This window comes from Streptomyces sp. LUP30, assembly GCF_001746365.1.
Lineage (GTDB): Bacteria > Actinomycetota > Actinomycetes > Streptomycetales > Streptomycetaceae > Streptomyces.
On sequence record NZ_MJAJ01000007.1, the window covers coordinates 286,897 to 313,208 of the forward strand.

At 71.1% G+C, this 26,312-nt stretch carries 24 protein-coding genes; 13 read left to right on the forward strand and 11 right to left on the reverse strand.

Going from position 1 to position 26,312, the window contains the following annotated elements; all coding sequences use genetic code 11:
- The first annotated feature begins 54 nt into the window (after nucleotides 1-54).
- From BG482_RS09450 to BG482_RS09460, 3 genes are all read left to right on the forward strand, one after another.
- Nucleotides 55-696, forward strand: coding sequence for a PadR family transcriptional regulator (locus BG482_RS09450; protein ID WP_069768447.1), 642 nt, complete (start codon nucleotides 55-57; stop codon nucleotides 694-696).
- Nucleotides 697-780: 84 nt separating this feature from the next.
- Entirely contained in the window at nucleotides 781-1,758 is a 978-nt protein-coding gene (locus BG482_RS09455) for an ATP-binding cassette domain-containing protein (protein WP_069768448.1), read from the forward strand.
- On the forward strand, nucleotides 1,755-2,516 hold the full coding sequence (locus BG482_RS09460; protein WP_069768449.1) for an ABC transporter permease: 762 nt from the start codon (nucleotides 1,755-1,757) through the stop codon (nucleotides 2,514-2,516). Before BG482_RS09455 ends, BG482_RS09460 begins: the two co-directional genes overlap by 4 nt.
- A gap of 72 nt (nucleotides 2,517-2,588) precedes the next feature.
- Here BG482_RS09460 and BG482_RS09465 read toward each other — a convergent pair whose 3' ends face one another.
- Entirely contained in the window at nucleotides 2,589-3,995 is a 1,407-nt protein-coding gene (locus tag BG482_RS09465) for a glutamate decarboxylase (RefSeq protein WP_069768450.1), read from the reverse strand.
- Nucleotides 3,996-4,024: 29 nt separating this feature from the next.
- Complete coding sequence (locus tag BG482_RS09470) at nucleotides 4,025-5,308, reverse strand: ion channel protein (protein WP_069768451.1); 1,284 nt, start codon at nucleotides 5,306-5,308, stop codon at nucleotides 4,025-4,027.
- Between the two features lie 124 nt (nucleotides 5,309-5,432).
- On the opposite strand from BG482_RS09470, the gene BG482_RS09475 reads away from it, so the two are divergent.
- Entirely contained in the window at nucleotides 5,433-6,194 is a 762-nt protein-coding gene (locus BG482_RS09475; protein ID WP_069768452.1) for a MerR family transcriptional regulator, read from the forward strand.
- 28 nt (nucleotides 6,195-6,222) lie between these two features.
- Here the strand turns inward: BG482_RS09475 and BG482_RS09480 are convergent, their stop codons facing one another.
- Complete coding sequence (locus BG482_RS09480) at nucleotides 6,223-6,588, reverse strand: YbjQ family protein (RefSeq protein ID WP_069768453.1); 366 nt, start codon at nucleotides 6,586-6,588, stop codon at nucleotides 6,223-6,225.
- A 141-nt stretch (nucleotides 6,589-6,729) separates the two neighbouring features.
- Between BG482_RS09480 and BG482_RS09485 the strand changes: the two genes are divergently transcribed.
- Entirely contained in the window at nucleotides 6,730-7,821 is a 1,092-nt protein-coding gene (locus tag BG482_RS09485) for a DedA family protein (protein ID WP_069768454.1), read from the forward strand.
- Between the two features lie 24 nt (nucleotides 7,822-7,845).
- On the opposite strand, the gene BG482_RS09490 is transcribed toward BG482_RS09485, so the two are convergent.
- Both BG482_RS09490 and BG482_RS09495 read right to left on the reverse strand, forming a co-directional pair.
- Nucleotides 7,846-9,510 carry a threonine/serine exporter ThrE family protein gene (locus BG482_RS09490; protein ID WP_069768455.1) on the reverse strand — a complete coding sequence of 555 codons (1,665 nt, stop codon included), beginning with the start codon at nucleotides 9,508-9,510 and terminating at the stop codon, nucleotides 7,846-7,848.
- A gap of 127 nt (nucleotides 9,511-9,637) precedes the next feature.
- The gene (locus BG482_RS09495; RefSeq protein ID WP_007452023.1) at nucleotides 9,638-10,129 is read right to left on the reverse strand and encodes an inorganic diphosphatase; all 492 of its coding nucleotides are present in this window, start codon (nucleotides 10,127-10,129) and stop codon (nucleotides 9,638-9,640) included.
- Between the two features lie 79 nt (nucleotides 10,130-10,208).
- Between BG482_RS09495 and dacB the strand changes: the two genes are divergently transcribed.
- The 6 genes from dacB to folE all read left to right on the forward strand — a co-directional run bounded on the left by dacB (nucleotide 10,209) and on the right by folE (nucleotide 17,954).
- Nucleotides 10,209-11,876 carry a D-alanyl-D-alanine carboxypeptidase/D-alanyl-D-alanine-endopeptidase gene (dacB, locus tag BG482_RS09500; RefSeq protein WP_069768456.1) on the forward strand — a complete coding sequence of 556 codons (1,668 nt, stop codon included), beginning with the start codon at nucleotides 10,209-10,211 and terminating at the stop codon, nucleotides 11,874-11,876.
- A 101-nt stretch (nucleotides 11,877-11,977) separates the two neighbouring features.
- Nucleotides 11,978-13,111 (forward strand): zinc-dependent metalloprotease, encoded by a 1,134-nt coding sequence (locus BG482_RS09505; protein ID WP_069768457.1) that lies wholly within the window; start codon nucleotides 11,978-11,980, stop codon nucleotides 13,109-13,111.
- A gap of 192 nt (nucleotides 13,112-13,303) precedes the next feature.
- On the forward strand, nucleotides 13,304-14,335 hold the full coding sequence (gene tilS / locus BG482_RS09510; protein WP_069768458.1) for a tRNA lysidine(34) synthetase TilS: 1,032 nt from the start codon (nucleotides 13,304-13,306) through the stop codon (nucleotides 14,333-14,335).
- A 72-nt stretch (nucleotides 14,336-14,407) separates the two neighbouring features.
- Nucleotides 14,408-14,968 (forward strand): hypoxanthine phosphoribosyltransferase, encoded by a 561-nt coding sequence (hpt, locus tag BG482_RS09515; protein ID WP_069768459.1) that lies wholly within the window; start codon nucleotides 14,408-14,410, stop codon nucleotides 14,966-14,968.
- Nucleotides 14,969-15,154: 186 nt separating this feature from the next.
- Nucleotides 15,155-17,194, forward strand: a complete 2,040-nt coding sequence (gene ftsH, locus BG482_RS09520) for an ATP-dependent zinc metalloprotease FtsH (protein WP_069768460.1) — start codon at nucleotides 15,155-15,157, stop codon at nucleotides 17,192-17,194.
- A gap of 154 nt (nucleotides 17,195-17,348) precedes the next feature.
- On the forward strand, nucleotides 17,349-17,954 hold the full coding sequence (gene folE / locus BG482_RS09525) for a GTP cyclohydrolase I FolE (protein ID WP_069768461.1): 606 nt from the start codon (nucleotides 17,349-17,351) through the stop codon (nucleotides 17,952-17,954).
- Between the two features lie 69 nt (nucleotides 17,955-18,023).
- On the opposite strand, the gene BG482_RS09530 is transcribed toward folE, so the two are convergent.
- From BG482_RS09530 to BG482_RS09555, 6 genes are all read right to left on the reverse strand, one after another.
- Nucleotides 18,024-18,509, reverse strand: a complete 486-nt coding sequence (locus BG482_RS09530; RefSeq protein WP_069768462.1) for a DUF3180 domain-containing protein — start codon at nucleotides 18,507-18,509, stop codon at nucleotides 18,024-18,026.
- Nucleotides 18,510-18,593: 84 nt separating this feature from the next.
- Nucleotides 18,594-19,205, reverse strand: a complete 612-nt coding sequence (gene folK / locus BG482_RS09535) for a 2-amino-4-hydroxy-6-hydroxymethyldihydropteridine diphosphokinase (protein ID WP_069768463.1) — start codon at nucleotides 19,203-19,205, stop codon at nucleotides 18,594-18,596.
- Complete coding sequence (gene folB, locus BG482_RS09540) at nucleotides 19,202-19,561, reverse strand: dihydroneopterin aldolase (protein WP_069768464.1); 360 nt, start codon at nucleotides 19,559-19,561, stop codon at nucleotides 19,202-19,204. The genes folK and folB overlap by 4 nt, the downstream gene beginning before the upstream one ends.
- 310 nt (nucleotides 19,562-19,871) lie before the next feature.
- A complete protein-coding gene (locus BG482_RS09545) occupies nucleotides 19,872-20,420 on the reverse strand; it encodes a nuclear transport factor 2 family protein (RefSeq protein ID WP_069768465.1) in 549 nt (182 codons plus the stop codon).
- Nucleotides 20,417-21,403 carry a dihydropteroate synthase gene (folP, locus tag BG482_RS09550; protein ID WP_256096317.1) on the reverse strand — a complete coding sequence of 329 codons (987 nt, stop codon included), beginning with the start codon at nucleotides 21,401-21,403 and terminating at the stop codon, nucleotides 20,417-20,419. Before folP ends, BG482_RS09545 begins: the two co-directional genes overlap by 4 nt.
- Nucleotides 21,404-21,543: 140 nt before the next feature.
- Nucleotides 21,544-23,355, reverse strand: coding sequence for a phosphatidylglycerol lysyltransferase domain-containing protein (locus tag BG482_RS09555; protein WP_069768466.1), 1,812 nt, complete (start codon nucleotides 23,353-23,355; stop codon nucleotides 21,544-21,546).
- A 236-nt stretch (nucleotides 23,356-23,591) separates the two neighbouring features.
- Between BG482_RS09555 and BG482_RS09560 the strand changes: the two genes are divergently transcribed.
- The gene (locus tag BG482_RS09560) at nucleotides 23,592-24,716 is read left to right on the forward strand and encodes an esterase family protein (protein ID WP_069768467.1); all 1,125 of its coding nucleotides are present in this window, start codon (nucleotides 23,592-23,594) and stop codon (nucleotides 24,714-24,716) included.
- 333 nt (nucleotides 24,717-25,049) lie between these two features.
- Nucleotides 25,050-26,312 (forward strand): hypothetical protein (locus BG482_RS45070; RefSeq protein WP_256096318.1); only part of this gene is annotated, 1,263 nt, incomplete at its 3' end.

A 26,312-nucleotide genomic window follows, 5' to 3' on the forward strand; every position in this document is an offset into this window, starting at 1 on the left:
TCCGGGTGGGTGGGCGGTCCGCGGGCGTCCGGCCGCCACGCCTAACCTGGGCGCATGTCAGCGATCCGTCTTCTCGTCCTGGGGGCCGTGCGTCAGCACGGGCGGGCCCATGGCTACCAGGTGCGCGGCGACCTCGAGTACTGGGGCGCCCACGAGTGGTCCAACGCCAAGCCGGGCTCGATCTACCACGCCCTGAAGCAGATGGCCAAGCAGGGACTGCTGCGTGAGCACGAGACGGCCCCGTCCACCGCGGGCGGCCCGCCGCGCACCGAGTACGAGATCACCGAGACCGGCGCCGAGGAGTACTTCCGGCTGCTGCGCGACGCGCTGACCTCGTACGACCAGAAGACCGACGTGAAGTCGGCGGCCATCGGGTTCATGCTGGACCTCCCGCGCGCGGAGGCCGTGGCGCTGCTGGAGGAGCGCATCCGCGGCATCGAGGCGTGGCGCTCCGCCGTCACCGCGCACTACGTCCCCGAGGAGGGCCCCGAGCAGTTGGGCCACATCGGCGAGATCATGAACCTCTGGATCCACACGGCCGACGGCGAGGCCGAGTGGACCCGCGGTCTGATCGCGCGCATCGAGGGCGGGGCGTACACCTTCGCGGGGGAGGGCGAGCCGTTCGTGGGGGTGCTGAGGGAGGGCGAGGACAACCCGTACGCCACGGGGGAGCGGCATCCGGGAGACGCTCACTAATCAAGTTTGACGAGCTGGATCGGTGGCGTTACCTTGGCGGTGTAGTCAAATTTGACTAGAACGGGAGAGGGGTGGAGGACCGCCATGGCTGATCCGGCACACGCGATCGCCGTCGAGGGCGCGCGCAAGAGGTACGGCGGGACCCGGGCGCTGGACGGGCTCGACCTCACGGTGGCCCGGGGCGCCGTCCACGGCGTGCTCGGCCCGAACGGTGCGGGCAAGACCACACTGGTCAGGATCCTGTCCACGCTGCTGCGGCCGGACGCCGGGCGCGTCGAGGTGGCCGGCCACGACGTGGTCCGCGCGGCCCGGGAGGTCCGGGCGCGCATCGGCCTGCTCGGCCAGTACGCCGCCCTGGACGAGGAGTTGAGCGGTCGGCAGAACCTGGAGCTGTTCGGCCGCCTCCACCACCTGGGCGGCCGCGCCGCGCGCGGGCGGGCCGGCGAACTCCTGGAGCGCTTCGACCTCGCCGCCACCGGCCGCAAGCCGGTGCGCGCCTACAGCGGAGGCATGCGGCGCCGCCTCGACCTGGCGGCCTCCCTCATCGGCGGCCGCGGCGGCGCCGACCCGGAGGTCCTCTTCCTGGACGAGCCCACCACCGGCCTCGATCCACGAGGGCGCGCCGAGGTCTGGTCCGCGGTCCGTTCACTGGCGGGCGGCGGGACGACGGTCGTGCTCACCACCCAGTACCTGGAAGAGGCCGACCAACTCGCCGACCGCATCGGCGTCGTGGACCGAGGCCGGATGATCGCCGACGGCACGGCGGACGAACTCAAGGCGCTGACCGGCGGCGACCGCATCGACGTCGTCCTGCGCGACCCGGGTCTGCTGGGCGCGGCCGTCGCCCTGCTGCCCCTGCCGAAGGAGGACGTCACCGTCGACGCCGACCGCCGCCTGCTCAGCGCGCCGGTCACCGACCGTATGGCCGCCCTCTCCGGCGTCGTCCGCGCGCTGGAGGCGGCCGGCGTCGAGGCCGAGGACGTGGCCCTGCGCCGCCCCACGCTGGACGAGGTCTTCCTGCACCTCACCGGTCGGGACGACCGTACGAAGGAGACCGTGTGAACGCCTTCGCGCTGACCGATTCCTGGACCATGACCCGGCGCGAACTCGCCCACTGGGCGCGGCAGCCCGGCCGGCTGGTCGTCGGGCTCGTGTTCCCGGTGATGCTGCTGCTGATGTTCGGCTATCTGGTCGGAGGCGGCCGGGGGGTGAGCGGCGACTACCTGGACTACCTGATGCCGGGCATGCTCGCGCTGACGATGGCGTTCGGCCTGGAGGGCACCATGCTCGCCGTCACCCAGGATCTGAACAAGGGCGTCATCGACCGCTTCCGCGCGCTGCCGATGGCGGACGGCGCGGTCCTGGTGGGCCGGTCGGCCGCCGACATGCTCCAGTCGGCCGTGAGCCTGGCCGTACTGGTCGCGGTCGGGCTCGCCCTGGGCTGGCGGCCGCGCGGGACGCCGGACGCCTTCCTGGGCGCGATGGCGCTGCTCCTCCTCTTCCGTTTCGCGATGCTGTGGATCGGCATCCATCTGGCGCTGGTGGCCGGCCGGCCGGAGATGGTGCAGGCCGTGCAGATCCTGGTCTGGCCGGTCGGTTTCCTCTCCAACGCCCTGGCCGCCCCCGGGGCGATGCCCGGCTGGCTGGGGGCGGCCGTCGAGTGGAACCCCATGTCCCGCACGGCGACGGCCGTACGGGACCTGTTCGGAGGGTCGGGCGCCGATCCCGGGCACGTGTGGGCCGCGGTCGGCTGGCCGCTGGCCCTGCTGGCGGTCTTCTTCCCGCTGGCGGTGCGGAAGTTCGCCCGCATGAGCCGCTGACGCCCCGGAGCCCCCGGCCCTGTTGCCTCCCGGCGGCCTCCGAGCGGCCTCTTGGCGGCCTCCCGGTGGTTCCTAGTGGTGGAAACTCGTCGCCGCCCCCTTGTCCCGGGTCGCCGGGCCCGACTGCCGTCGCAGCTCCGGCAGCAGTCGGGTCAGGTCCTCCACGAACATCTCGGCGAGGTCCTCCGAGAAGCCGTTTCTGCACACGACCCGCAGCACGGACAGGTCCTCCCGGTTCGCCGGGAAGGTGTACGCGGGCACCAGCCAGCCGCTCTCGCGCATCCGGCGGGAGACGTCGAAGACGTCGTACGACTCCACGCCCTCGGCCGTGGTGAAGGCGAACACCGGCAGTTCGTCGCCCCGGGTGAGGAGCCGGAAGTCGCCGAGCGCCTCCACCTGCCCGGCCAGGCGGCCGGCCACGTCCCGCGTGGACTGCTGCACGGCCCGGTAGCCCTCACGGCCGAGTCGCAGCAGCGTGTAGTACTGCGCGACGACCTGGGCGCCCGGGCGGGAGAAGTTGAGCGCGAACGTGGGCATGTCGCCGCCCAGGTAGTTCACGCGGAACACGAGCTCCTCCGGCAGGGCTTCCTTGTCACGCCACAGCGCCCAGCCGACTCCCGGGTACACCAGGCCGTACTTGTGCCCCGAGGTGTTGATGGACGCCACGCGCGGGAGGCGGAAGTCCCACACCAGGTCCTCGTCGAGGAAGGGGGCGATCATCGCGCCGGACGCGCCGTCGACGTGCACCGGGACGTCCAGACCGGTGCGCTCCTGCAGGGCGTCGAGCGCCGCGCACAGCTCGGCGATCGGCTCGTAGGACCCGTCGAAGGTGGACCCGAGGATGCCGACCACCCCGATGGTGTTCTCGTCGCACAGCTCGGCCGCGAGCTGGGGGTCGAGGTGGAAGCGCTCACCCTCCATGGGGACGAGACGGGCCTCGACCTCCCAGAAGTTGCAGAACTTCTCCCAGCAGACCTGGACGTTGATCCCCATCACGAGGTTCGGACGCGCACCCGGGTACCGGTCGGCGTTGCGCCGCGCCCACCGCCGCTTCAGGGCCATCCCGGCGAGCATGCACGCCTCGCTCGACCCGGTCGTCGAACAGCCCACGGCGGTGGCCGGGTCGGGCGCGTTCCACAGGTCGGCGAGCATCGCCACACAGCGCCGCTCCAGCTCGGCGGTGCGCGGGTACTCGTCCTTGTCGATCATGTTCTTGTCCCGGCACTCCGCCATCAGGACGCCGGCCTGCGGCTCCATCCACGTGGTCACGAACGTGGCCAGGTTCAGGCGCGCGTTGCCGTCCAGCATGAGTTCGTCGCGTACCAGCTGGTACGCCGTCGACGGGGGCGTCGGGCCGTCCGGCAGCCGGTGCTTGGGCGGCGCCTCGATCATGCCGCCGACCGGATCCGCCTCGCCGTAGAAGGGATTGACGGACAGTGGGCGCTCGTCGGGCTTCTGGGGACCTTTGTGCAACGGCATGGAATGCCTCCTCAGAGATCGAACGGGGGTCAGTGGACCGAAGTTCCGTCCGCGCGCAGCTGCATCTGCGGCCGCCCTGTCACCAGCAGCCAGGCCGGCAGCGTGGCGATGCAGAGCAGGGCGGTGATCGACGCCGAGGCCACCAGGACGGCGGCGACGAAGAGACTCACCCAGCCCTGCCGGGTGATGGCCAGGAGAACGCCCAGCACTCCGGCCGCCACGCCCACCGAGGGGTGGACGTCCGGCACGAGCGCATGGGCGGTCAGACCGAAGGCGGTCCCCACGAACACGGCCGGGAAGATCCGGCCGCCGCGGAAACCGCAGGACGCGGCGACGAGCAGCGCGGCCAGCTTCACCACCGTCATCGTGGCGAACCGACCGGCCGACCAGCCGTCGGGATCGGCCGCGAGCTCCCCGACCTCGTCCAGCCCCTTGAAGAGCGTCAGACGGCCGCCCAGGGCCCCCAGCAGGCCCAGGACGACACCGCCGAGCGGCAGCATCAGCATCGGGTGCCGCAGCCGCGCGAACGCGCCGTGGACGTACGGGAACGCGCGGACGGCGCACAAGGCCAGCAGCGCGCCCGCCGAGGCGATCACGAGAGCCGCCAGCAGATCGCCCCACCCGGGCCGGTCGAGCCCGGGCAGACCCAGGTCGAAGGCCGGATGGGCCACGAGGGTGGTCGTCATCGAGCCGGCCGACGCGGCGACCAGCGGCGGGAAGACGTTGTCCCACAGCGGTCCCTCGCTCTGCCGCCCGGCCAGCGCCTCGGAGATCAGCAGCGCCGCCGCCACCGGCGTGCCGAACAGCGCGCCGATGGTCGCCGCCTCCGCGAGCATCACCCACAACGCGCCCGGCGCCCGCGGCAGCGCCCGTCCTCCCAGCCAGACGGCCAGTCCCACGTTGACGGCGATGATCGGGTTCTCCGGACCCAGGCTCGGGCCGCCCGCCAGCATCAGCGCCGTCGCCACCAGCAGCCCGGGGAGCACCGCCGGGGCCAGCACGCGCGCGTCCAGCCCCATCGTGGCCGGATCGGGGCCCGCGTGCCCCGGCGCCCGCCACACCACCAGCCCCACCGTCACCCCGGTCCCGGTGAGGACGACGAGCATCCACAGCACCGAGTAGCGGCCGACGTCCAGCGCGTCCGGCAGCGTGGCCCACAGCACGTGCTGCAGCCGTTCGGCCGCCCCCTCCACCAGCAGGAGCAGCGCGCTGGCCAGCACCCCGATCAGCAGAGCGGGCAGGATCGACGGCAGCAGGGCGCGCGCCGGCGTCGCCGGATGGGCGGGCGCACGCCGCGAGGTGTCCTGGGCCACGGGCTCACGATAAGCAGACGAAACGGACATGACATCCGGGCGCAGGCACCCGGGGAAAGCGGCTTGCACCTCACGCGGCGTGAGGACGCACCGTGGAGCGCGTACCGAGAAGGGAGCGGACGAAGTGAGCTACTCCGTAGGACAGGTCGCCGGATTCGCCGGTGTCACGGTGCGCACGCTGCACCACTACGACGACATCGGCCTGCTCGTCCCCGGCGGGCGCAGCCACGCGGGCCACCGGCGCTACGACGAGGCCGACCTCGACCGGCTGCAGCAGATCCTGTTCTACCGCGAGCTCGGCTTCCCGCTCGAGGACGTCGCGACCCTGCTCGACGATCCGGCGGCCGACCCGCGCGCGCACCTGCGCCGGCAGCACGAACTGCTGACCGCCCGGATCGAGAGGCTGCAGAAGATGGCCGCGGCCGTGGAACACGCCATGGAGGCACGCAAGATGGGCATCAACCTCACGCCCGAGGAACGGTTCGAGGTCTTCGGCGACAAGGACCCCGGTCAGTACGCCGAGGAGGCCGAACAGCGCTGGGGCGGCACCGAGGAGTACGCCGAGTCGCAGCGCCGCGTCGCCCGCTACACCAAGGACGACTGGAAGCGCCTGCAGGCCGAGGTCGACGACTGGAGCGGGCGTTACTCCGCCCTGGTGGCCGCCGGGGAGCCGGCGACCGGCGACGCGGCCATGGACCTGGCCGAGGAACACCGCCGGCACATCAGCGCCTGGTACTACGACTGTCCCTACGAGATGCACCGCTGCCTGGGTGAGATGTACGTCTCCGACGAGCGCTTCAAGGCGTTCTACGACGCCATGCACCCGGGCCTCGCCGAACACCTCAAGGAGGCGATCCTGGCGAACGCGGCCCGGCGTACGGGGTGAGCGACGATCTGACGATCCTGGTCCGGGGCTACTCCCGGGCCAGGACCACGGCGGTGCCGTAGGCGCACACCTCGGTGCCCACGTCGGCCGCCTCGGTCACGTCGAAGCGGAACATCAGCACGCCGTTGGCTCCCCGCGCGCGTGCCTGCTCGACCAGCCGTTCCATCGCCTGGTTGCGGGTCTCCACCAGGGTCTTGGTCAGACCCTTGAGCTCACCGCCGATCATCGACTTCAGGCCCGCGCCGATCTGACTGCCCAGATGCCGTGAGCGCACCGTCAGCCCGAAGACCTCGCCGATGACCTGTTGCACCCGGAATCCGGGCACGTCGTTCGTGGTGACGACCAGTACGTCCGACTGGGGGCCCTGCCCGCCGCCGTAATCATCGATGCCCATGGCTCACAGCTTCGCCCCGGAGGGCGCACAGCGCATCCCGGAGACGTCCGTGGAACCTGGGGCCGGCGCAGTCCGTTGATAGCTTTGTGCGGCTGCACCATGGACGCTGTACGTTCCCCCACCCGTCAGGAGCCCGGAAGCGTGACGACGATCGCCCTCGGACCGAGCTTGCTGGACCCCGACCGTCTGCTCGACACCTACGGCATCTGGGGTCTGCTGCTCATCGTGTTCGCGGAGTCCGGCCTGCTGATCGGGTTCTTCCTGCCCGGTGACTCCCTGCTGTTCACCGCGGGTCTGCTGATCACGTCCAACCAGCTGGACTTCCCGCTGTGGGGCGCGGTCGCGTTGATCTGCGTCGCCGCGATCCTGGGCGACCAGGCGGGCTACATGTTCGGCAAGAAGGTCGGACCGTCGCTCTTCAAACGGCCGGATTCCCGGCTCTTCAAGCAGGAGAACGTCACCAAGGCGCACGAGTTCTTCGAGAAGCACGGCCCGAAGTCCCTGATCCTGGCCCGCTTCGTGCCCATCGTGCGCACCTTCACGCCGATCATCGCCGGCGTCAGCGGCATGCGTTACCGCTCCTTCCTGACCTTCAACGTCATCGGCGGCGTGCTGTGGGGCGCGGGCGTCACTCTGCTCGGCTCCTGGCTGGGCAACATCGGCTTCGTCAAGAAGAACATCGAATTGATGCTCATCCTGATCGTGCTGCTCTCCGTGGTCCCGATCGTCATCGAGTTCATGAGGGCCCGCTCCAAGTCCGGCAAGAGCGCGTCGCAGGCCCCGGCGCAGGCTCCCGAGCAGCACCGGCCCCAGCACCAGCACCCGGTCATGGACGACGCGACGACCCAGCTCCGCCGGATCGACCAGCACGACCAGCAGTACCCCTACGGCCACCAGGGACAGCAGAACCACGGCCAGGACCAGGGCTACGGTCACGGCAACAACCACGGCCAGGACCACCACTACGGCCAGGATCACGGCCAGGACAACGGTCAGAACCACGGCGGGGATTTCAGCCGCCAAGGCCGGCAGGACGACTACTACGGCGCGCAGCAGTACCCGCAACAGCAGCCCTACCCCCAGCAGCCGCGGCAGCGGCACCCACAGGACGACTGGCCGCAGCAGCAACAGCAGCCGCAAGGGCAGCAGCCGCAGCAGCAGCAGGAACAGCCGTACGGGGCCCAGCACAACGGCCACAACGGCCAGTACCCCTACGGCGACCAGGGCTACTAGAAGCGGCGCGGAAGGACGGGGGGTTCAGAAACCCCTCGTCCGCTTGGCGGCCCGCCGCTTCTCCAAAGAGCCGATCCGCAGGAACATCCGGGACACCTCGGACCCCAGGTTCACCCCGATCGCGATCGCCATCGCCAGCGCCGCCGCCTTGGTGATCGACACCAGCCCCGCGTCCACCTTGCTCTGCGCGATGGCCAGCAGCCCGAAGTAGGTCGCCGAACCCGGCAGCAGCGGCCCGATCGCGGCCGTCGTGTACGGCAGCGCGGAGGCGAACCGGTAGCGCGCCAGCAACTGCCCGAACAGGCCGACCACCCCGGCCGCCACGGCCGTGGACGCGACGGGCGAGATCTCGCCGGTGTAGCGCATCGCGCCGTACACCGACCAGGCGACACCGCCGTTGAGGGTCACGGCGACCACGGTGGACCGCTCCTGCTGCAGCAGCACGGCGAACGTCAACGACAGCAGCATCGACGCACCGATCTGCCACAGCGGCCGCTTCGTGACGCCCAGGGCCGCGTCGGGATCGAGATGCGCGCCGAGCTGCACCCCGACGTAGAGCATCACCAGCACCCCCGCCACGATGCCCACGAAGAAGTACATGACCTCCAGCAGCCGGGCGGCCGCGGTGATGTAGAACCCGGTCAGACCGTCCTGGACGCCCGCCACCAGCGCCCGCCCGGGCAGCAGCGCGAACAGACCACCCGTGATGACCGCGGACGCCTTCACGTCGACGTGGGACAGCGTCAGCGCGATGCCTATCGCGGCGGGGGGCATCGCGGCGACCAGGAACTGGTAGAACTCCGGCAGTCCGCGCCCCGCGCACAGCCACGCCAGCCGGTCGCCGAACATCGCGCCGAGCATCGCCGCCACGAACACGACCAGGTCGCCGCCGACCAGCACCGAGGCCGCGCCCGCGAGCAGCCCGCTCGCCGAGGTCAGCACCCAGGTCGGGTAGGGGTGCCGATTACGGCGCATCTCCGCGAGCCGCCGGTAGGCCTCCTCCAGCGAGAGATGGCTCTCCGTGTCGCTCAGGTCGTCCACGAGCCGGAAGACGGCCGCCAGACGCGTGTAGTCGGTGCCCCGGCGGCGCACCGTCCGCGACGCCGTCACGGGGTCCTCCACCAGGGACGGCTGGTACGAGATCGACAGCAGGGTGAAGGTGACGTTGGGCTCGCAGCGGTCGAGTCCGTAGGAGCGGCACACCGCGAACATCGCGGCCTCCACGTCCTCGGCGCCCTCCCCGCCCGCCAGCAGCAACTCGCCGATGCGCAGCGTCAGGTCGAGCACCCTGGGGACGGCGGGCCCCTCCTCCTCCGCCGCCTTCGGCCCCGCCTCCGGCGCGGGCCGTTCGGCCACCGGCATCCGCAGCATGGTGCGCATCCGGTCCTGCCAGGGCAGGTCCTTGATCAGGCTCACGACCGGGACGCCGCCGGCCGGCGTGAAGGCGGCCGGGGCCTGCCGGGCGCTGTACGTGCTCGGCGGACTGAACGCCGACCCCTCGCTGTCTCCGGCGGCCGGCTGGGCCACGTCCAGCCCCGCCGGGACGGCGAACTCCGACGTGGTCTCCGGTTCGCCTCCCCCTCTGGCGACGGCCAGACCCGCCGGGATCGCGAACTCGGACGTGATCTCGGGGTCGAAGACACTCCTCGCCTCGTCCGACTGCGGTTTGCGGTCCTCCGCCTCCGACACTCAGCAACGCTCCCTGGAACGACACCTTCCGTTGGCCTCAGTATGCGCACAGACACGCGAAAGGGCCGCACGCGCATGCGTGCAGCCCTTCACCTACCTCTGCGCAGGCGTTTCACACCGCGAATCCTCAGTGACCGCCCTGGTCCTTGAAACGCTTGTAGGACCGCTCGATCTCGGCCTCGGCGTCGGTACGGCCGACCCAGTCGGCGCCCTCGACGGACTTGCCGGGCTCCAGGTCCTTGTAGACCTCGAAGAAGTGCTGGATCTCCAGGCGGTCGAACTCCGACACGTGGTGGATGTCGCGCAGGTGCTCCACGCGCGGGTCGGTCGACGGGACGCAGAGCAGCTTGTCGTCGCCGCCGGCCTCGTCGGTCATCCGGAACATGCCGATCGCGCGGCAGCGGATGAGGCAGCCCGGGAAGGTCGGCTCGTCCAGGATGACCAGCGCGTCCAGCGGGTCGCCGTCCTCGCCGAGAGTGTTCTCGACGAAGCCGTAGTCGGTCGGGTAGGCGGTCGAGGTGAAGAGTCGACGGTCCAGGCGGATCCGACCGGTCTCGTGGTCCACCTCGTACTTGTTCCGCGAACCCTTCGGAATCTCGATCGTGACGTCGAACTCCACCGGTGGCTCCTCCATGATCAACACATAGTTCTGGTGGTTAAGTGTCCCTCACGCAGGTGTGTGATCGCGAAAGGGGCTGGTGTTCGTGCCAGAGCTGAGGCCTTGGCGGACCGCGAGACCGCATGTGGTGCGGGTCGCGGACGCCGTACGACCACGTCTGGCACGGGCCGCAGGAGTCGTACGGCCCCGCCTCACGCACCTGGCGGCGACCGCGAAGCCGCAGGTCGAGCGACTCGTGCAGGCGGCGCGCCCGCAGCTCGCGCGGATCACGAAGGCCGGTCCGAACGCCCGGACGTGGCAGTACACCGCGGGTGCGGCGACCGCCGGGCTGGCGCTGACCGCGGTCGTGGTGACCGCCGCCGGACCCTGGGACTCCAGCGGTCAGCGTACGGCCGAGCGGGACCGGGTCGCCGCCCTGGAACGGACGGGTGGCACAGATCACGGCCGCCCGGACGATTCGTCCGGTACGTCCGACACGGCGGCCGGAGCTCCCCGGCCCGCGCCGAGCGCCGCCTCCGTCCTCACCGCGCTCGTCGGCGGAGGAGGCGGCGACACCGTGAAATCCGCCCCCGACGCCCTTCCCGGCGGCACCGGCCTCACGGGCGTCCTGGGCCCCCTCCTGGGCGATCCGGCCCTCGGCGCCCAGCACACCGCCGCCGTCGTCGACGTCGCCACCGGCAAGCGCCTCTACGGCGCCGGAGCCGACCAGGCGCTCACCCCGGCCTCCACCACGAAGATCGCCACCGCGGTCGCCGCGCTCTCCGCGATGGGCGGCGAACACCGCTTCACCACCCGTGCCGCGCTGGAACCCGACACCGGGGAACTCGTCCTCGTCGGCGGCGGCGACCCCACCCTCACGGCCCGCGCGGGCACCGGCGGCTGGGCGAGCCTGCGCACCCTCGCCACCTCCACCGCCGCCGCCCTGAAGAAGCGCGGACTCACCCGCGTGACGCTCTCGTACGACACGACCCTGTACGCCGGCACGCAGATTCACCCCATCGGGGTCAACCCCAACCTCGCCCCCGTCACCGCCCTGAGCGCCGACGAGGGCCGCACCGACGTCTCCGACAGCGGCCCGGCAGCCCGCGTGAGCGACCCGGCCGCCGAGGCGACCGCCACCTTCGCGGAGTTCCTCGAGGCGGCCGGCGTCAAGACCACGGCCCCCGGCCCCTCCAAGGCCACCACGCGCGCGCAGAGCCTCGCGACGGTCTCCTCGCCCCCGCTGTCCGCCCTGGTCGAGCGGATGCTCACCAACAGCGACAACGACATCGCCGAGGCCCTCGCCCGCCAGACCGCCGTCGCCACCGGCGTCCGTGCCGACTTCGCCGGCGCCGGCAAAGCGGTCCAGGCCCAGTTGAAGAAGCTCGGACTGCCCATGGCGGGCGCCCGCTTCAAGGACGGCAGCGGCCTCGACCGCCAGGACCGGCTCACCGCCGACCTGCTGACGGCCCTGCTGGTCAAGGCAGGCGACCCCCGCCGCCCCGACCTGCGCCCCGTCCTCACCGGCCTGCCGGTCGCGGGCTTCACCGGCACCCTCACCAGCCGCTACGCCGACGGCGCGGCCGGCGTCGTCCGTGCCAAGACCGGCACCCTGACCGGCGTCAACACCCTCGCCGGCACCGTCGTCGACCAGGACGGCCGGCTGCTCGCCTTCGCCCTCATGGCCGCCGGCACGACCGACCCGGCGGCGGCCCAGGCGGCGCTGGACAGGGCGGCCACGGCGTTGGCCGGGTGCGGCTGCCGCTGAGCCCCGTCGCCCCCGAACCGGCTCCGGGCCCGACCCTGACATCTCCCTGACCGGCCTCCCGTGGCCTGCCCTCCGAGGCGGCGCTCACGTACGGTTGACGCATGACGAGCATCGGTGGCGCTGCCTCATCAGGGATGGTCGACTGGAATCTCGCGGTGGCGACCGCGACCCGGCTCGTACGGCCGGGACCGGAGGTCAGCCGCGACGAAGCACGTGCCGTCGTCGCGGAACTGCGCCGACACGCCAAGGCCTCGGAGCAACACGTCCGGGGCTTCACTCGTATGGGCACCGAGGACATCCACGACACGCCCATCCTCGTCGTCGACCGTCCGGGCTGGGTGCGGGCGAACGTCGCCGGCTTCCGCGAGATCCTCAAACCCCTCCTGGAGAAGATGCAGGAACGACGCGGCAACACCCCCGGCGGCGCTGTCCTCGGCGCCGTCGGCGGCAAGGTCACCGGCGTCGAACTCGGCATGCTGCTGTCCTTCCTGTCGTCCCGCGTCCTCGGTCAGTACGAGACCTTCGCCCCCGCCACCCGCGAACTCCCCGCCGGAGCGAACGGCGGCGGCCGCCTGCTGCTCGTCGCGCCGAACATCGTCCACGTGGAACGCGAACTCGACGTGGATCCGCACGACTTCCGCCTCTGGGTGTGCCTCCACGAGGAGACGCACCGCACGCAGTTCTCCGCCGTCCCCTGGCTGCGAGACCACCTGGAGGGTGAGATCCAGTCGTTCTTGGGCGAGACCGACGTCGACCCCATGACCTTCCTGGAACGCGTCCGCGAAGCCGCCCAGTCCCTCGCCGGCGGCCGCCCCGAGGGTGAGGAGGACGACGGGGGCCGCTCCCTGGTCGAACTCGTGCAGACGCCCGCCCAGCGCGAGATCCTCGCCCGCCTCACCGCCGTGATGTCCCTCCTGGAGGGCCACGCCGACTTCGTCATGGACGGCGTGGGCCCGGAAGTCGTGGCGACCGTCGCCGAGATCCGCGAGAAGTTCCAGCAACGCCGCGCCAAGGGCGCCTCCCGGCTGGACATCGCCCTGCGCAGGCTGCTCGGCCTGGACGCCAAGCTCAAGCAGTACCGGGACGGCGAACGCTTCGTGCGGGCCGTCGTCGACGAGGTCGGCATGGACGGCTTCAACCGGGTGTGGACCTCTCCGAACACACTTCCGACCAAGGCCGAGATCGCCAAGCCGGCGGAGTGGGTCGCGCGAGTGCACCGCAAGGCCGAGTCGTGAGCCGCCGGAACGGGCGGGAACCGAATCCGGCCGCCGGCAGGAGAACGCCCCCGCAATCACCCGTCCGAGGGACCGTGGGCCCTGGGTAGGCGTGCAATGCTCAGGGAACGGCCCGGTTCTGTCACCATCTACACACTCTGAGTGACCGAACCTCGGGCTAACCCCCGAAAACTTCATGAAGGGAACCGGACAATGGGTCCCCATCCTGCGGTCGCGGCGATACGCCTGGCGGTCCGCCGCGTACTTCACGACATCCTCAACGACCACCCCGCCCCCGACGAGAACCCGCACGAGCGCCCGACCCCGCCGCTCGTGCTCGTTGCCTGCTCCGGCGGCGCCGACTCCATGGCGCTCGCCTCCGCCCTCGCCTTCGAGGCCCCCCGGCTCGGCGTCCGCGCCGGCGGCGTCACCGTCGACCACGGCCTGCAACCCGGCTCCGACCTGCGTGCCGCGGAAGTCGTCCTGCGGCTGCGCGAACTCGGCCTCGACCCCGTCGACTCCACCGCCGTCGCCGTGGGCCGCGAGGGCGGCCCCGAGGCCGCCGCCCGAGACGCGCGCTACGCCGCCCTCGACGCAGCCGCCGAAGCCCACGGCGCCGCCGCCGTCCTGCTCGGCCACACCCGCGACGACCAGGCCGAGACCGTCCTGCTCGGCCTCGCCCGCGGCTCCGGCATCCGCTCCCTCTCAGGAATGGCCGCGGTCTCCGGGCGACCGGGCGCCGCCCGGCGCTACCGCCGCCCCTTCCTGCAGCTGGACCGGCAGACCGCCCGCAAGGCCTGCATGGTCCAGTCCCTGCCCGTCTGGGACGACCCGCACAACGCCGACCCGGCCTACACGCGCTCCCGGCTCCGCCACGAGGGCCTGCCCGCCCTGGAGAAGGCCCTCGGCAAGGGCGTCGTCGAAGCCCTGGCCCGCACGGCCCAGCTCTCCCGCGACGACGCCGACGCCCTCGACGCCTGGGCCGGCCAGGCCGAGTCCTCCGTGCGCGACGCGTCCGGCCTCCTGGAGTGCGCCAAGCTCTACGCCCTGCCGCCCGCCGTACGCCGCCGGATCCTGCGCCGCGCCGCGATCGAGGCGGGCGCTCCCGCCGGTTCGCTCTTCGCCCGGCACATCGAAGAGGTCGACCGGCTGATCACCGGCTGGCGCGGCCAGGGGGTCATCAATCTCCCTGGCAAAGTCGTCGCTCAGCGCCAGGGTGGCAGACTGGTGATTCGGCAAGGCTGAATCCGGGCCCTCCGGCAGGACCGCTTACGTGGTCGTGGGCGGTTCCGGCGGCCGGTGGGACAACCGAAAGTGATGCGGGTGGACGCGAAAGACATGGGCACCGACCTCAAAGAGGTGCTCATCACCAAGGAAGAGATCGACGCGAAGCTGGCTGGTCTGGCCGCGAAGATCGACGCGGAGTACGCGGGCAAGGATCTGCTCATCGTCGGCGTCCTCAAGGGCGCGGTGATGGTCATGGCCGACCTCGCCCGGGCCCTGTCCACCCCCGTCACCATGGACTGGATGGCCGTGTCGTCCTACGGCGCGGGCACCCAGTCCTCCGGAGTGGTGCGGATCCTCAAGGACCTCGACACCGACATCAAGGGCAAGCACGTCCTGATCGTCGAGGACATCATCGACTCCGGCCTGACCCTGTCCTGGCTGCTGTCCAACCTCGGCTCGCGCGAGCCCGCCTCCCTCAAGGTGTGCACCCTGCTGCGCAAGCCCGAGGCGGCCAAGGTCGCCATCGACGTCGAGTGGGTCGGGTTCGACATCCCCAACGAGTTCGTCGTCGGCTACGGGCTGGACTACGCCGAGAAGTACCGCAACCTCCCGTTCGTGGGTACGCTCGCGCCGCACGTCTACGGCGGCTGAAACCCGAAGGGCGCAAGCCCTTTGGGAAGATCGGGAACCCCGGCGGGCCTCGCGCCGTTGGAGCATGCAGACGGGTGCGCCAGCCGTTCCGTGCGGCTTTGCGTGACGAAGCTGGGGTACCGTCAGAAGAACTGTCTTATCAAACTCACTATGGCAGGAGGGACGGGGCGACACCGCTCCGTATGGATGGACGTGAAGCGATACTTCCGTGGGCCGGTCATGTGGATCGTGCTGGCCGTCCTTGCCGTGGTCGTGTTGATGCAGGTCGTCGGCTCGTCCGGCGGCTACAAGACGGTGGACACAGGCCAGGTCATTGCAGCGATCAACGACAACAAGGTCGAGTCGGCCAAGCTCACCACCGGTGACGAGCAGACCATCAAGGTCACGCTCAAGGACGGCGAGAAGGTCAAGGACAGCTCGAAGATCCAGGCGAGCTACATCGGCGACCAGGGCGTGACCATCGCCAACACGCTGCAGACCAAGTACCAGGACAAGCAGATTCCGGACGGCTACACGGTCTCGCCGACGAAGCAGAACGCTTTCGTCGGGATCCTGCTGTCCCTGCTCCCCTTCGTCCTCATCGTGGTCGTGTTCCTGTTCCTGATGAATCAGATGCAGGGCGGCGGCTCCCGAGTCATGAACTTCGGGAAGTCCAAGGCCAAGCTCATCACCAAGGACACCCCGAAGACGACGTTCGCCGACGTCGCCGGTTCGGACGAAGCCGTCGAGGAACTCCACGAGATCAAGGAGTTCCTCCAGGAACCGGCGAAGTTCCAGGCCGTCGGCGCCAAGATCCCCAAGGGTGTGCTCCTGTACGGGCCGCCCGGCACCGGCAAGACCCTGCTCGCACGCGCCGTCGCCGGCGAGGCGGGCGTCCCCTTCTACTCGATCTCCGGTTCCGACTTCGTCGAGATGTTCGTCGGCGTCGGCGCCTCCCGGGTGCGCGACCTCTTCGAGCAGGCCAAGGCGAACGCCCCGGCGATCGTCTTCGTCGACGAGATCGACGCGGTCGGCCGCCATCGCGGCGCCGGCCTCGGCGGTGGACACGACGAGCGTGAGCAGACCCTGAACCAGCTGCTCGTCGAGATGGACGGCTTCGACGTGAAGGGCGGCGTGATCCTCATCGCCGCCACGAACCGGCCCGACATCCTCGACCCCGCGCTGCTGCGCCCCGGCCGCTTCGACCGTCAGATCGCGGTCGACCGCCCGGACATGCAGGGCCGTCTGGAGATCCTCAAGGTCCACCAGAAGGGCAAGCCGGTCGCGCCCGACGTCGACCTGGCCGCAGTCGCCCGCCGCACCCCCGGCTTCACGGGTGCCGATCTCTCCAACGTGCTGAACGAGGCCGCGCTGCTGACGGCCCGTTCGGACTTGAAGCTGATCGACAACCACATGCTGGACGAGGCGATCGACCGCGTGGTCGCGGGCCCGCAGAAGCGGACCCGGATCATGTCGGACAAGGAGAAGAAGATCACCGCGTACCACGAGGGCGGACACGCCCTGGTCGCGGCGGCCTCCCCGAACTCCGACCCGGTCCACAAGATCACGATCCTGTCCCGAGGCCGTGCCCTGGGCTACACGATGGTCCTCCCCGACGAGGACAAGTACTCCACCACCCGCAACGAGATGCTCGACCAGCTGGCCTACATGCTGGGCGGGCGCGCGGCGGAGGAGCTCGTCTTCCACGACCCCACCACGGGCGCGGCGAACGACATCGAGAAGGCCACGGCCACCGCTCGGGCGATGGTCACCCAGTACGGCATGACCGAGCGCCTGGGTGCTATCAAGTTCGGCGGCGACAACACGGAGCCCTTCCTCGGCCGTGAGATGGCTCACCAGCGCGACTACTCGGAAGAGGTCGCCGCTCTGGTGGACGAGGAAGTCAAGAAGCTGATCGAGAACGCGCACAACGAGGCCTGGGAGATCCTGGTCGAGAACCGCGACGTCCTCGACAACCTCGTGCTCCGACTGCTGGAGAAGGAGACGCTGAACAAGGAGGAGATCGCCGAGATCTTCTCCGCCATCGTCAAGCGCCCGGCACGACCCGCCTGGACCGGCTCGTCGCGACGCACGCCGTCCACCCGTCCGCCGGTGCTCTCCCCTCGGGAGCTGGCACTGACGAACGGCGCCAACGGCGCGACGCAGGCCATCTCGACGGCGAAGTCCACCGCGGTCGAGACCGGTCCGGTCGCCGAGCCCGCCCCGGAGGACCGCCCCGAGAGCTGATCCCGGCTCCGGGAGGCCCTACCAGGCCCGGAATGGATGCCGCGCCCCCCAGGTTCTAGCCTGGGGGGCGCGGCATTTTCCGTTTGACCGATTTCGTAGGCTCGCAGATGAGGTGCGTAACCACCCGAGCGACCCGCACAGGAACGAGGCCCCCATGACCGACCCCGTGACGCTGGACGGCGACGGCTCCATCGGCGAGTTCGACGAGAAGCGCGCGGAGAACGCCGTACGCGAGCTGCTGATCGCGGTCGGCGAGGACCCGGAGCGCGAGGGGCTGCGGGAGACGCCGGCGCGGGTGGCGCGGGCTTACCGGGAGCTGCTGGCGGGCCTCACGCAGGTGCCCGAGGACGTCCTGACGACCACGTTCGACCTCGGCCACGACGAGATGGTGCTGGTCAAGGACATCGAGATCGTCTCTCTGTGCGAGCATCACATGCTGCCGTTCCACGGTGTCGCGCACGTGGGTTACATCCCTGCGGAGTCGGGCAAGATCACGGGTCTGTCCAAGCTGGCGCGGCTGGTCGAGGTGTACGCTCGCCGCCTCCAGGTGCAGGAACGTCTCACCACACAGGTGGCGGACTCCCTCATGCGAATCCTCGAAGCCCGTGGCGTCATCGTCGTCATCGAGGCCGAACACATGTGCATGTCGGTCCGGGGGATCCGTAAGCCCGGCGCCAAGACCACGACGTCCGCCGTGCGGGGACAGCTCAGGGACGCCACGACCCGGGCCGAGGCGATGAGCCTGATACTCGCGCGCTGAGGTGCAGTGACGCTCGCTGACGCGGGCTGACCTGCTGGTGGCGGTGCGGCGGTGCGGCGGTGCGGCGGCTCAGGCCGCGGTGGCCGCGCCGTTCTCGTGGTCGTCGTCCTCCGGGAGTCTGCAGACGCGCTCCAGGAAGATGGCCGCCGCTATCACTCCGACGCCCGCCAGGACCGAGAAGCCGGCGTAGATGGCCTGGTCACGGCGGGCGGGGATGTCGAGGGACTCCAGGAGGAAGACGCCCGTTCCTCCGTACATTCCGGAGACGAGGGCGGCGACCAGAGCGCTGGACTGGCCGAAGACCACCGCGCGCGCCGCCATCAGGGGGTCGACGCCCTTGGCCTCGGGGCGGCGCTCGCGCTGGGCCTTGAGGCGGGCGCGCAGCGACAGCGCCGTAGCCGTGAGCACGACGGCGATCAGGGCGAGGACGATGGGGGCGGCCAGCGGGACGCTGGGAAGGGTCCCGATCGAGTTCCACAGGCGCGCGCCCGCCCAGGACAGGATCGCGGCCACGACGAACACGCCGGCCAGCACCCTGATGCGCAGCTCTCTCACGGTGTCCCTTCAGCTCCCCCGCGCCCGCGGCGGGAAGATCTCGCGGGCAGTGGTCTCGTTGACCTTTCTGATTGACCTTAACGACTAGACCGGCAGGTGGAGTTCCAGGTCCTCGCGGGCTTCGACGCCCTCGCGGGGGAGGGAGCCCAGAAGGTCGGCGACGGTGCCGCGGCCGGGCAGTTGGGCCTCGGGCTCCACGTCGTGCCACGGGGCCAGCACGAAGGCGCGCTGGTGGGCGCGGGGGTGCGGGAGGGTCAGGTGCGGGTCGTCGTCGACGACGTCGGCGTACGCGACGATGTCGACGTCCAGCGTGCGCGCGCCCCAGCGTTCGTCCCGCACCCGGTGGAAGGCCTCCTCGACCGCATGGGCGCGCTCCAGGAGGGACGACGGCGGAAGGGTCGTCTTGAGCAGGACCACCGCGTTGAAGTACGAGGGCTGGCTGCCGGGCTCGACGCCCCACGGCTCCGTCTCGTACACGGGGGAGACGGCCTTGATGCGGACGCCGGGGGTGTCCTCGAGGGCGTCGATGGCCCCCTGGAGCGTCTCCAGGCGGTTGCCCAGGTTGGAGCCGAGGGAGATCACGGCACGTTTGGGGTTGTGCAGGGTGGTGTCGGCGGCGTCGACCTTCTCGACGACGGAGGCGGGTACCGGCTGTACGGTCGGGTCGCTCTGGCCCTCGGTGAAGAACGCGGTCATGCTCGGCTCCGGGTGATGGTGACGGTCACGTCGTCGAAGGGGACGGTGATCGGCGCGTCCGGTTTGTGGACGCAGACCTCGACCTCCTGGACCCCTTCGTGCTTCAGACAGGCCTGGGCGATGCGCTCGGCGAGCGTCTCGATGAGGTCGACGGCCTCGCCCTGGACGACGGCCACGACCTCCTCCGCCACGATGCCGTAGTGCACGGTCTTCGCCAGGTCGTCGTCGGCCGCGGCCGCTCGGGTGTCGAGGCCCAGGACGAGGTCCACGAGGAAGGTCTGGCCTTCCTCGCGTTCCTTGGGGAACACGCCGTGGTACCCGCGGGCCTTCAGGCCGCGCAGCGCGACACGATCCACGCGAATCACTCCTGCAATCGTCGGTTGGGGCCGGTGCGTACCGGGTGCGGGCGGCGGCCCGGCCTCGAACGAATCTACCTGCGAGCACTGACAGTCCCGGGCTCCGGCCGCGCCGGCCGGGACCGGAGCCGGGAGATTTCACCGGGCGTTTCCCTTGGGGAACCCGGCGGCCCACGGGTTGGTAGCCGCCCCTACCCGTGGGTTCGTGATTCCAACCACTCCTTCGTCCCTCTGGCCGACCTGAGCCGACCCGAGCCGGCGCTCGGAGCGACCTGAGGGCCTGCTGCCCCGTTGCGGCCCGTCCATCCGCTCAGGAAGGGGTGTCCTCGCTCCCAGGGGCCCCGGGGTCCTCCGGGATCTCCTGGATCTCGGAGCTGTCGGCGTCGTCGTTGTCCGCCAGGACCGGAGAGGCGTGGTGCGACCACAGCTTCCAGCCGTCGGAGGTGCGGCGGAACACATTGGTGGCGACCACCAGCTGGCCGACGAGCGGCCCGAGTTCCTCGCCGTCCTCGGGGGCGGGGCCGCCGCTGAGGATGTTCTCGGTGCAGGTCACCAGGGCGGTGTCGCCGGTGACGGAGACGTGCACATCGGTGAGGAAGAACTGGATGTAGTCGGTGTTCGCCATGATCAGCGCATACGACCTGAGGACCTCGCCCCGGCCGGTGAGCACCGGCCACCCGGGGTGCACACAGGAGACGACGCCGACGTCCGCCGGGTCGTGGTACGTCTCGTCCACCCCCAGGTCGGCGGGGGTGAGCCAGAGGGAGGAGACCCCTTCGAAGTCGCCTTGCTCGAGCGCCTCGTAGAAGGCGGCGTTGGCGGCTTCGACCTGCTCGACGTCGGTGTGGGGGGCGCTCACCGGGCTCCCTCTGTGCGGGGCGTGCCGGACTGGGTCCGCGCTTCGGCCGTGCTTCCCGCGCCGGGTGGGCTCGTCGCCGCCCGCGCCTGCCGGGGTGCGCCTGCGCCCGGCGCGTCCTGCTCCGTGCGCGCCCCTTCCACGGCTCGTGCGACCCGCACCGCGTCCGCCGTCGCGCGGACCTCATGCACCCGGACCGCCCAGGCGCCCGCCTGGGCCGCGAGGGCCGAGACGGCCGCGGTGGCGGCGTCCCGCTCGCGCGCGGGCGGTGGAGCGCCCTGCGGACCGGCCAGGACCCGGCCCAGGAACCGTTTACGGGAGGCGGCGACCAGCAGCGGGTGCCCGAGGGCGTGCAGCCGGTCGAGGTGGGCGAGGAGCACCAGGTCGTGGTCGGCCTCCTTGGAGAATCCGAGGCCCGGGTCGACGACGATGCGGTCGGGGGCGACGCCGCCCGCCAGAACGGCCTCCACGCGCGCGTGGAGCTCGTCCACGACTTCGGCGACGACGTCGGCGTAGACGCCCTTGACGTTGCCTCCCTCGAGGAAGCCCCGCCAGTGCATGACGACGAAGGGGGCGCCCGCGTCCGCCACGGTCGGGATCATCGCCGGGTCGGCCAGACCGCCGCTGACGTCGTTCACGAGGGTGGCACCGGCCCCGAGGGCCTGGGCGGCGACGGTGGCGCGCATGGTGTCGACGGAGACGACCACGCCTTCGGAGGCCAGGCCCCGGACCACGGGAACGACCCGGCGGAGCTCCTCGGCCTCGTCGACACGGGTGGCGCCCGGGCGGGTGGACTCGCCTCCGACGTCGACCAGGTCCGCGCCCTCGGCGACGAGCTGCAGACCGTGTTTGACGGCGGCCGTCGTGTCGAACCAGCGGCCGCCGTCGGAGAAGGAGTCGGGGGTCACGTTGACGACTCCCATGACCGCGCAGCGGTCCCATTCGGGAAGCCCGACGACGCGCCCGCGTCCGCTCTGCTTGCTCATGCGTTCAGCGTAGGCCCAGGAGGGAGCCGTGCCGTGGCGCGGCCCGGACCGAAACCCGCGAGGCCGGGCGGCGGGCCCCTCGCCCGGGCCGTTCTCGGCGGCCCGGGCCCGGTCGGCGCCGGACCGGCATGGCGCTGCGGCTACGCGGCCCGTACGTCTCGGTCCGCCACGGCGTGCGCACACGCGCGTGCCGGTGCGGAACGGCGGCGCAGGAAGCGCGGCAGGGGCAGGGCGAGAGTGACGAAGCCTTCGGCCTGCATCGCGGCGAAGCCGATGCGTGGCAGGTCCGCGGAGGCCCGGTAGACCACGAAGCGCGGCTCCCAGCGGGGCTGGAACTTGGCGTTGAACTTGTACAGCGACTCGATCTGGAACCAGCGGGAGAGGAAGACCAGCAGGCCGCGCCAGGCGCGCAGCACGGGACCGGCGCCGATCTTCTCGCCGCGGGCCAGAGCCGCGCGGAACATGGCGAAGTTCAGCGACACGCGCGTGATGCCGAACTTCGGCGCCGCCTGGAGGGCGGCGACGATCAGCAGCTCGTTCATGCCGGGGTCGGCCGAGCGGTCGCGGCGCATCAGGTCCAGCGAGGCGCCGTCGGGGCCCCAGGGCACGAAGTGCAGGATCGCCTTCAGGTCGCCGTACTCGCCGGGGACCTCGTCGGTCTTGTGGGCGGTGGCGATGAGGCAGTCGGTGTCGGTGACGTCGCCGATGCGGCCCAGTGCCATCGAGAAGCCGCGCTCGGTGTCGGTGCCGCGCCAGTCCTCCGCGGCGCGCCGGATGCGCTCGAGTTCGGCCTCGCCGAGGTCACCCACGCGCCGTACCCGGGTTTCGTAACCGGCGCGTTCGATGCGCTTGACCATTTGGCGCACGTTGCGCATCGCGCGGCCGGCGAGGGAGAAATCCGCCACGTCCACCACCGCCTCGTCGCCCAGTTCGAGGGCGTCCAGGCCGGTCTCCCGGGTCCAGACCTCGCCACCGGTCTCCGAGCAGCCCATGACGGCCGGGGTCCAGGAGTGGGCCTTGGCCTCGTCCATGAAGCGCTCGATGGCGCCGGGCCAGGCCTCGACGTCGCCGATGGGGTCGCCGCTGGCGAGCATCACGCCGGAGACCACGCGGTAGGTGACGGCCGCCTTGCCGCTGGGGGAGAAGACGACGGCCTTGTCGCGGCGCAGCGCGAAGTGGCCGAGGGAGTCGCGGCGGCCGTGCTTGGCCAGCAGGGCGCGCAGACGGCTCTCGTCCTCCTCGGTGAGGCGGGCGGCCGGGTGCTCGGGGCGGAAGGCGAGGTAGATCGTGGTGACCGCCGTGAGCAGACCCAGGGCGCCCAGGGAGGCGCCGACGGTCCAGGAGGTGTTGCCCTGGTAGTCGACCGGGCCCTCGAAGCCGAAGAGGCCGTACAGGACGTGCGCAAGGCGATCGGCCAGGCTCGGGTCGCCGATCATCCGGTTGGGGTGGACGCTGACGATGACCAGCCCCAGACCGAGGGAACCGGCGCCCATGAGGACGAAGTTCGCGAGCGCGCGCCAGCGGCTGCGCGGGTCGGGCAGCGCCGCGAACTGGTCGCGGTGCAGCAGCAACGGGACCAGGAGCGCCACCGAGATGAGCGCGCCCACGATCGAGTGGCGGTACACGAACTGGGCGACCGCGCCGGCGGGGAGCAGCACCACGGCGGCCCGCCATGCGCGCCGCTTGCCGCGCCTGAGCCCGTGGGCGAGCAGCAGCAGGAGCACGCCGGCGCTGAGCGACAGCGCGGCCGCGAACGGCCCGAAGGAGCCCGGAAGCACCTCCGCGAAGGTGTGCATACGGCTGTGCCGGAACCGCGGGAAGACGCCCCCCGCGACGTCCAGCAGGCCCACAAGGGCACAGGCCCGGGCGACGAGGGCGGGAACGGCCTCAGGGCGCGGACCTCGCACTATCCGCCGCACCCGGCTCGTTCGGCGCGGAACCCCGCCCGACATTTCCGCATCTTCCGTGACAGACATCGCATCCCGTAGTTCCGCGAGAGACCTTGGACCCGGTGCCGATTCGGGCATCCGGCGACATTGCGCCCTCTAGGACGGTGTCTTGGGCAGAGAGGTTCACTCATCTCGCCAAAGGCATGGAAAAGGCGAAGAAAAATCCGGGACAAGCCCTCGCGAAGGAGTCGGGGGAAGCGGGTGTGGTCCCGGACGAAGAGCAGGCAGGAAACCACCGCATGGGACTCACGAGCAACAAAGTGCTGCTGCTGTCAGTGCTGTTCGCCTTACTGCTGTTCGCCGGCACGGTCTGGCTGTGGCCGAGGCTGGCCAGGCAGAGCTGGCGGGCCGTCGCCGGGCGGGTCGGCCTGCTGCTCGCCACCCAGTTGGCGCTCTTCGCGTCCATAGGACTCTCCGCCAATCAGGCGTTCGGTTTCTACGCCAGCTGGGCGGACCTGTTCGGCCAGGAGACGGAGCAGGGCGTGGTCGTCGACCACTCCTCGGGCGGCCCGGCCGGACCGCTGAGGGTGGTGGACACGCGGCGGGTGGACCTCGGGAGCAGCGGGCGGCCGGAAGCGGGCGGGCAGGTCCAGAAGGTCGCCATCGACGGGCGCACGACGCACATCACCACGCCCGCGTACGTGTATCTGCCGCCGGAGTACTTCGAGCCGGCCTATCGCACGCGGACGTTTCCCGCGGCCGTGGTCCTCACGGGGTACCCGGGCACGGCGAAGGCGCTCGTGGACAAGCTGCACTACCCGCGCACCGCGCGGCAGCTGGCCGGGGACGGCAGCATGCAGCCGATGATCCTGGTGATGCTGCGTCCCACGGTGGCGCCGCCCAGGGACACGGAGTGCGTGGACATCCCGGGCGGTCCGCAGACCGAGTCGTTCTTCGCGAAGGATCTGCGGGACGCCGTGGCCGCCCACTACAGGGTGGGTAGGAAGGCGAGCAATTGGGGCATCATCGGGGACTCCACGGGCGGGTACTGCGCGCTGAAGCTGGCGATGCACCACCCGGAGGCCTACGGGGCCGCTGCGGGCCTGTCGGCGTACTACAAGGCGCCGATCGACCCGACCACCGGAGACCTCTTCCACGGGAACAAGACGCTGCGCAATGAGGCGGATCTGCTCTGGTTTCTGAAGAATCGTTCCGCTCCCGCCACCTCTCTGCTGGTCACCAGCAGCAAGGCCGGAGAAAGCAACTACAAGGCCACGCAGAAGTTCATAGACCTGGCGAAGGCCACGGGCAGGACCAGGGTCTCGTCGATCATCCTGGAAAGCGGCGGGCACAACTTCAACACCTGGCGGCGGGAGATTCCGCCCACGCTGCAGTGGATCAGCGGTCGGTTGAGCGACCGTTGAGCCGGTGCCGGTGCCGGTGCCGGTGCCGGTGCCGGTGCCGAGGTGAAGGTGAAGGCGAAGGTGAAGGTGGAGGCGGAAGTGGGCATGGGTGCAGGCGACGGTGGGGGCAGGGGTGGAGCGAGGGCTGGGTGACCCTCGTGCCGGGTGGGTGCGGCTCCACCCGGGACGGAGGCGGCGGGCGTCCCCGGTCCCTTGCCGGGACGGGAAATGATCTTGCTTCTCGTCGAATTCGGCGACAAGCCAGTTTCCTGATGCAGTGTGAAGGCTTCGTTATGGCTGAGTTTTTGTGGGGCGGGGCGCCAACAAACGCCTACGCGCGGTAAGTTTCTGGCCATGCCACGAGGACGTCACCGCCATTCCCCTCCTTTGCACAGGCTGCTGCCCCCCTCGGCGATCGCCGGCGTCTCCCTCGTCTGCGCCCTCGGCCCCTGGGTGTTCACCCAGCCGACGGCGCTCCGTGTGCTGGCCGCGGCCGCCGCGGCGACGGCGATCGTCGGCGCGGTCGTGATGCGCCACTGGGACGTACAGGCCGGCAAGCAGGTCGCCGACCTCACGCGCGCGCGTGCCGGTGACGAGTGGCGCTTCGAGGAACGCATCGCCGAGGTGGAGAGCGACCTCGAGGAATCACGTGAGCTCCGGGTCAAGCTGGAGCAGCGACTGCGGGCCAAGCGAGCCGAACTCGCCGGCCTGCGCAACGAGCACGCCGCGCTGCTGCGCCGCTACGCCACCGCGGAGACCGAGCGCGCCAGCGCCCTGGAAGGCCGTCGCCTGCTCGAGATAGAGGCGGCTCCGTCGCCTGCGCTGCCCGCCGCGCGCGGACCGCAGGACGCGGAGCCCACGGAGACGGCGGAGTCGTCCGGGGCGCACCAGCCTTCCGGGGCGTCCGGGGCGTCCGACTCCGGCGCATCGGGAGAAGCCGACGAGGCCGACGAGTCCTCCGAGTCCGGCGAGGAGAAGGCACAGACGTCGGCGGTGTTCTCGCCGGAGGGTTCCAAGCTGTTCCTGCGGGCGCAGGCAGCCCTGGCCCGGCTCGACGCCGACGGTGTGAAGACATCGGGCGAGGAACTCGCCGAGGACGCCGCGGAGGGGCTCACGAAAGGCTCTGCCGTCGACGGGCCCGCACGGGTGACTTCCGCGGAGGCCGCCCAGGAGGACGAAGCCCAGGGGAAGCCCGAGGCGGTCGACGAGCACGCGCGCGCGGCCGCCCCCAGCCCGGCCGGCGAGGACGACAAGACCCCCGGCGGCGAGCAGTCGGAAGAGACGCCTGCGAACGACGCGCCCTCCGACGACACGCCCTCCGACGACGCGTCCTCCGACGACACGCCCTCGACGGACGCACCCTCGACGGACAGGACGTCGAAGCGAACGCTCCACGGGGACGACCCGGCGGACGACGCTGTCTCGGACGAGGCTGTCTCGGACGAGGCTGCTTCGGACGGCGAGGCCGCCTTGGACGAGGCCGGCCGTGCCCCCGTTCGGGCGGAGGCCACGGACGCTGCGGCGGCGGACGGCGCGCGGACCGCGCGTCCCGAGCCGCCCCTGGATCCCGATCCCGGCCCGGGCCCCGGCCGCGGAGCCGCCCCCGCCGCCGAGCCC

What these genes read in the sequence shown, in the direction of transcription:
- BG482_RS09450 (WP_069768447.1), top strand. Translation starts at nt 55, where the DNA reads ATGTCAGCGATCCGTCTTCTCGTCCTGGGGGCCGTGCGTCAGCACGGG.
- BG482_RS09455 (WP_069768448.1), top strand. Translation starts at nt 781, where the DNA reads ATGGCTGATCCGGCACACGCGATCGCCGTCGAGGGCGCGCGCAAGAGG.
- BG482_RS09465 (WP_069768450.1), bottom strand. Translation starts at nt 3,995, where the DNA reads ATGCCGTTGCACAAAGGTCCCCAGAAGCCCGACGAGCGCCCACTGTCC.
- BG482_RS09480 (WP_069768453.1), bottom strand. Translation starts at nt 6,588, where the DNA reads ATGGGCATCGATGATTACGGCGGCGGGCAGGGCCCCCAGTCGGACGTA.
- BG482_RS09505 (WP_069768457.1), top strand. Translation starts at nt 11,978, where the DNA reads ATGACGAGCATCGGTGGCGCTGCCTCATCAGGGATGGTCGACTGGAAT.
- tilS (WP_069768458.1), top strand. Translation starts at nt 13,304, where the DNA reads ATGGGTCCCCATCCTGCGGTCGCGGCGATACGCCTGGCGGTCCGCCGC.
- hpt (WP_069768459.1), top strand. Translation starts at nt 14,408, where the DNA reads ATGCGGGTGGACGCGAAAGACATGGGCACCGACCTCAAAGAGGTGCTC.
- ftsH (WP_069768460.1), top strand. Translation starts at nt 15,155, where the DNA reads ATGGACGTGAAGCGATACTTCCGTGGGCCGGTCATGTGGATCGTGCTG.
- folE (WP_069768461.1), top strand. Translation starts at nt 17,349, where the DNA reads ATGACCGACCCCGTGACGCTGGACGGCGACGGCTCCATCGGCGAGTTC.
- folK (WP_069768463.1), bottom strand. Translation starts at nt 19,205, where the DNA reads ATGACCGCGTTCTTCACCGAGGGCCAGAGCGACCCGACCGTACAGCCG.
- folP (WP_256096317.1), bottom strand. Translation starts at nt 21,403, where the DNA reads ATGAGCAAGCAGAGCGGACGCGGGCGCGTCGTCGGGCTTCCCGAATGG.
- BG482_RS09555 (WP_069768466.1), bottom strand. Translation starts at nt 23,355, where the DNA reads ATGTCGGGCGGGGTTCCGCGCCGAACGAGCCGGGTGCGGCGGATAGTG.
- BG482_RS09560 (WP_069768467.1), top strand. Translation starts at nt 23,592, where the DNA reads ATGGGACTCACGAGCAACAAAGTGCTGCTGCTGTCAGTGCTGTTCGCC.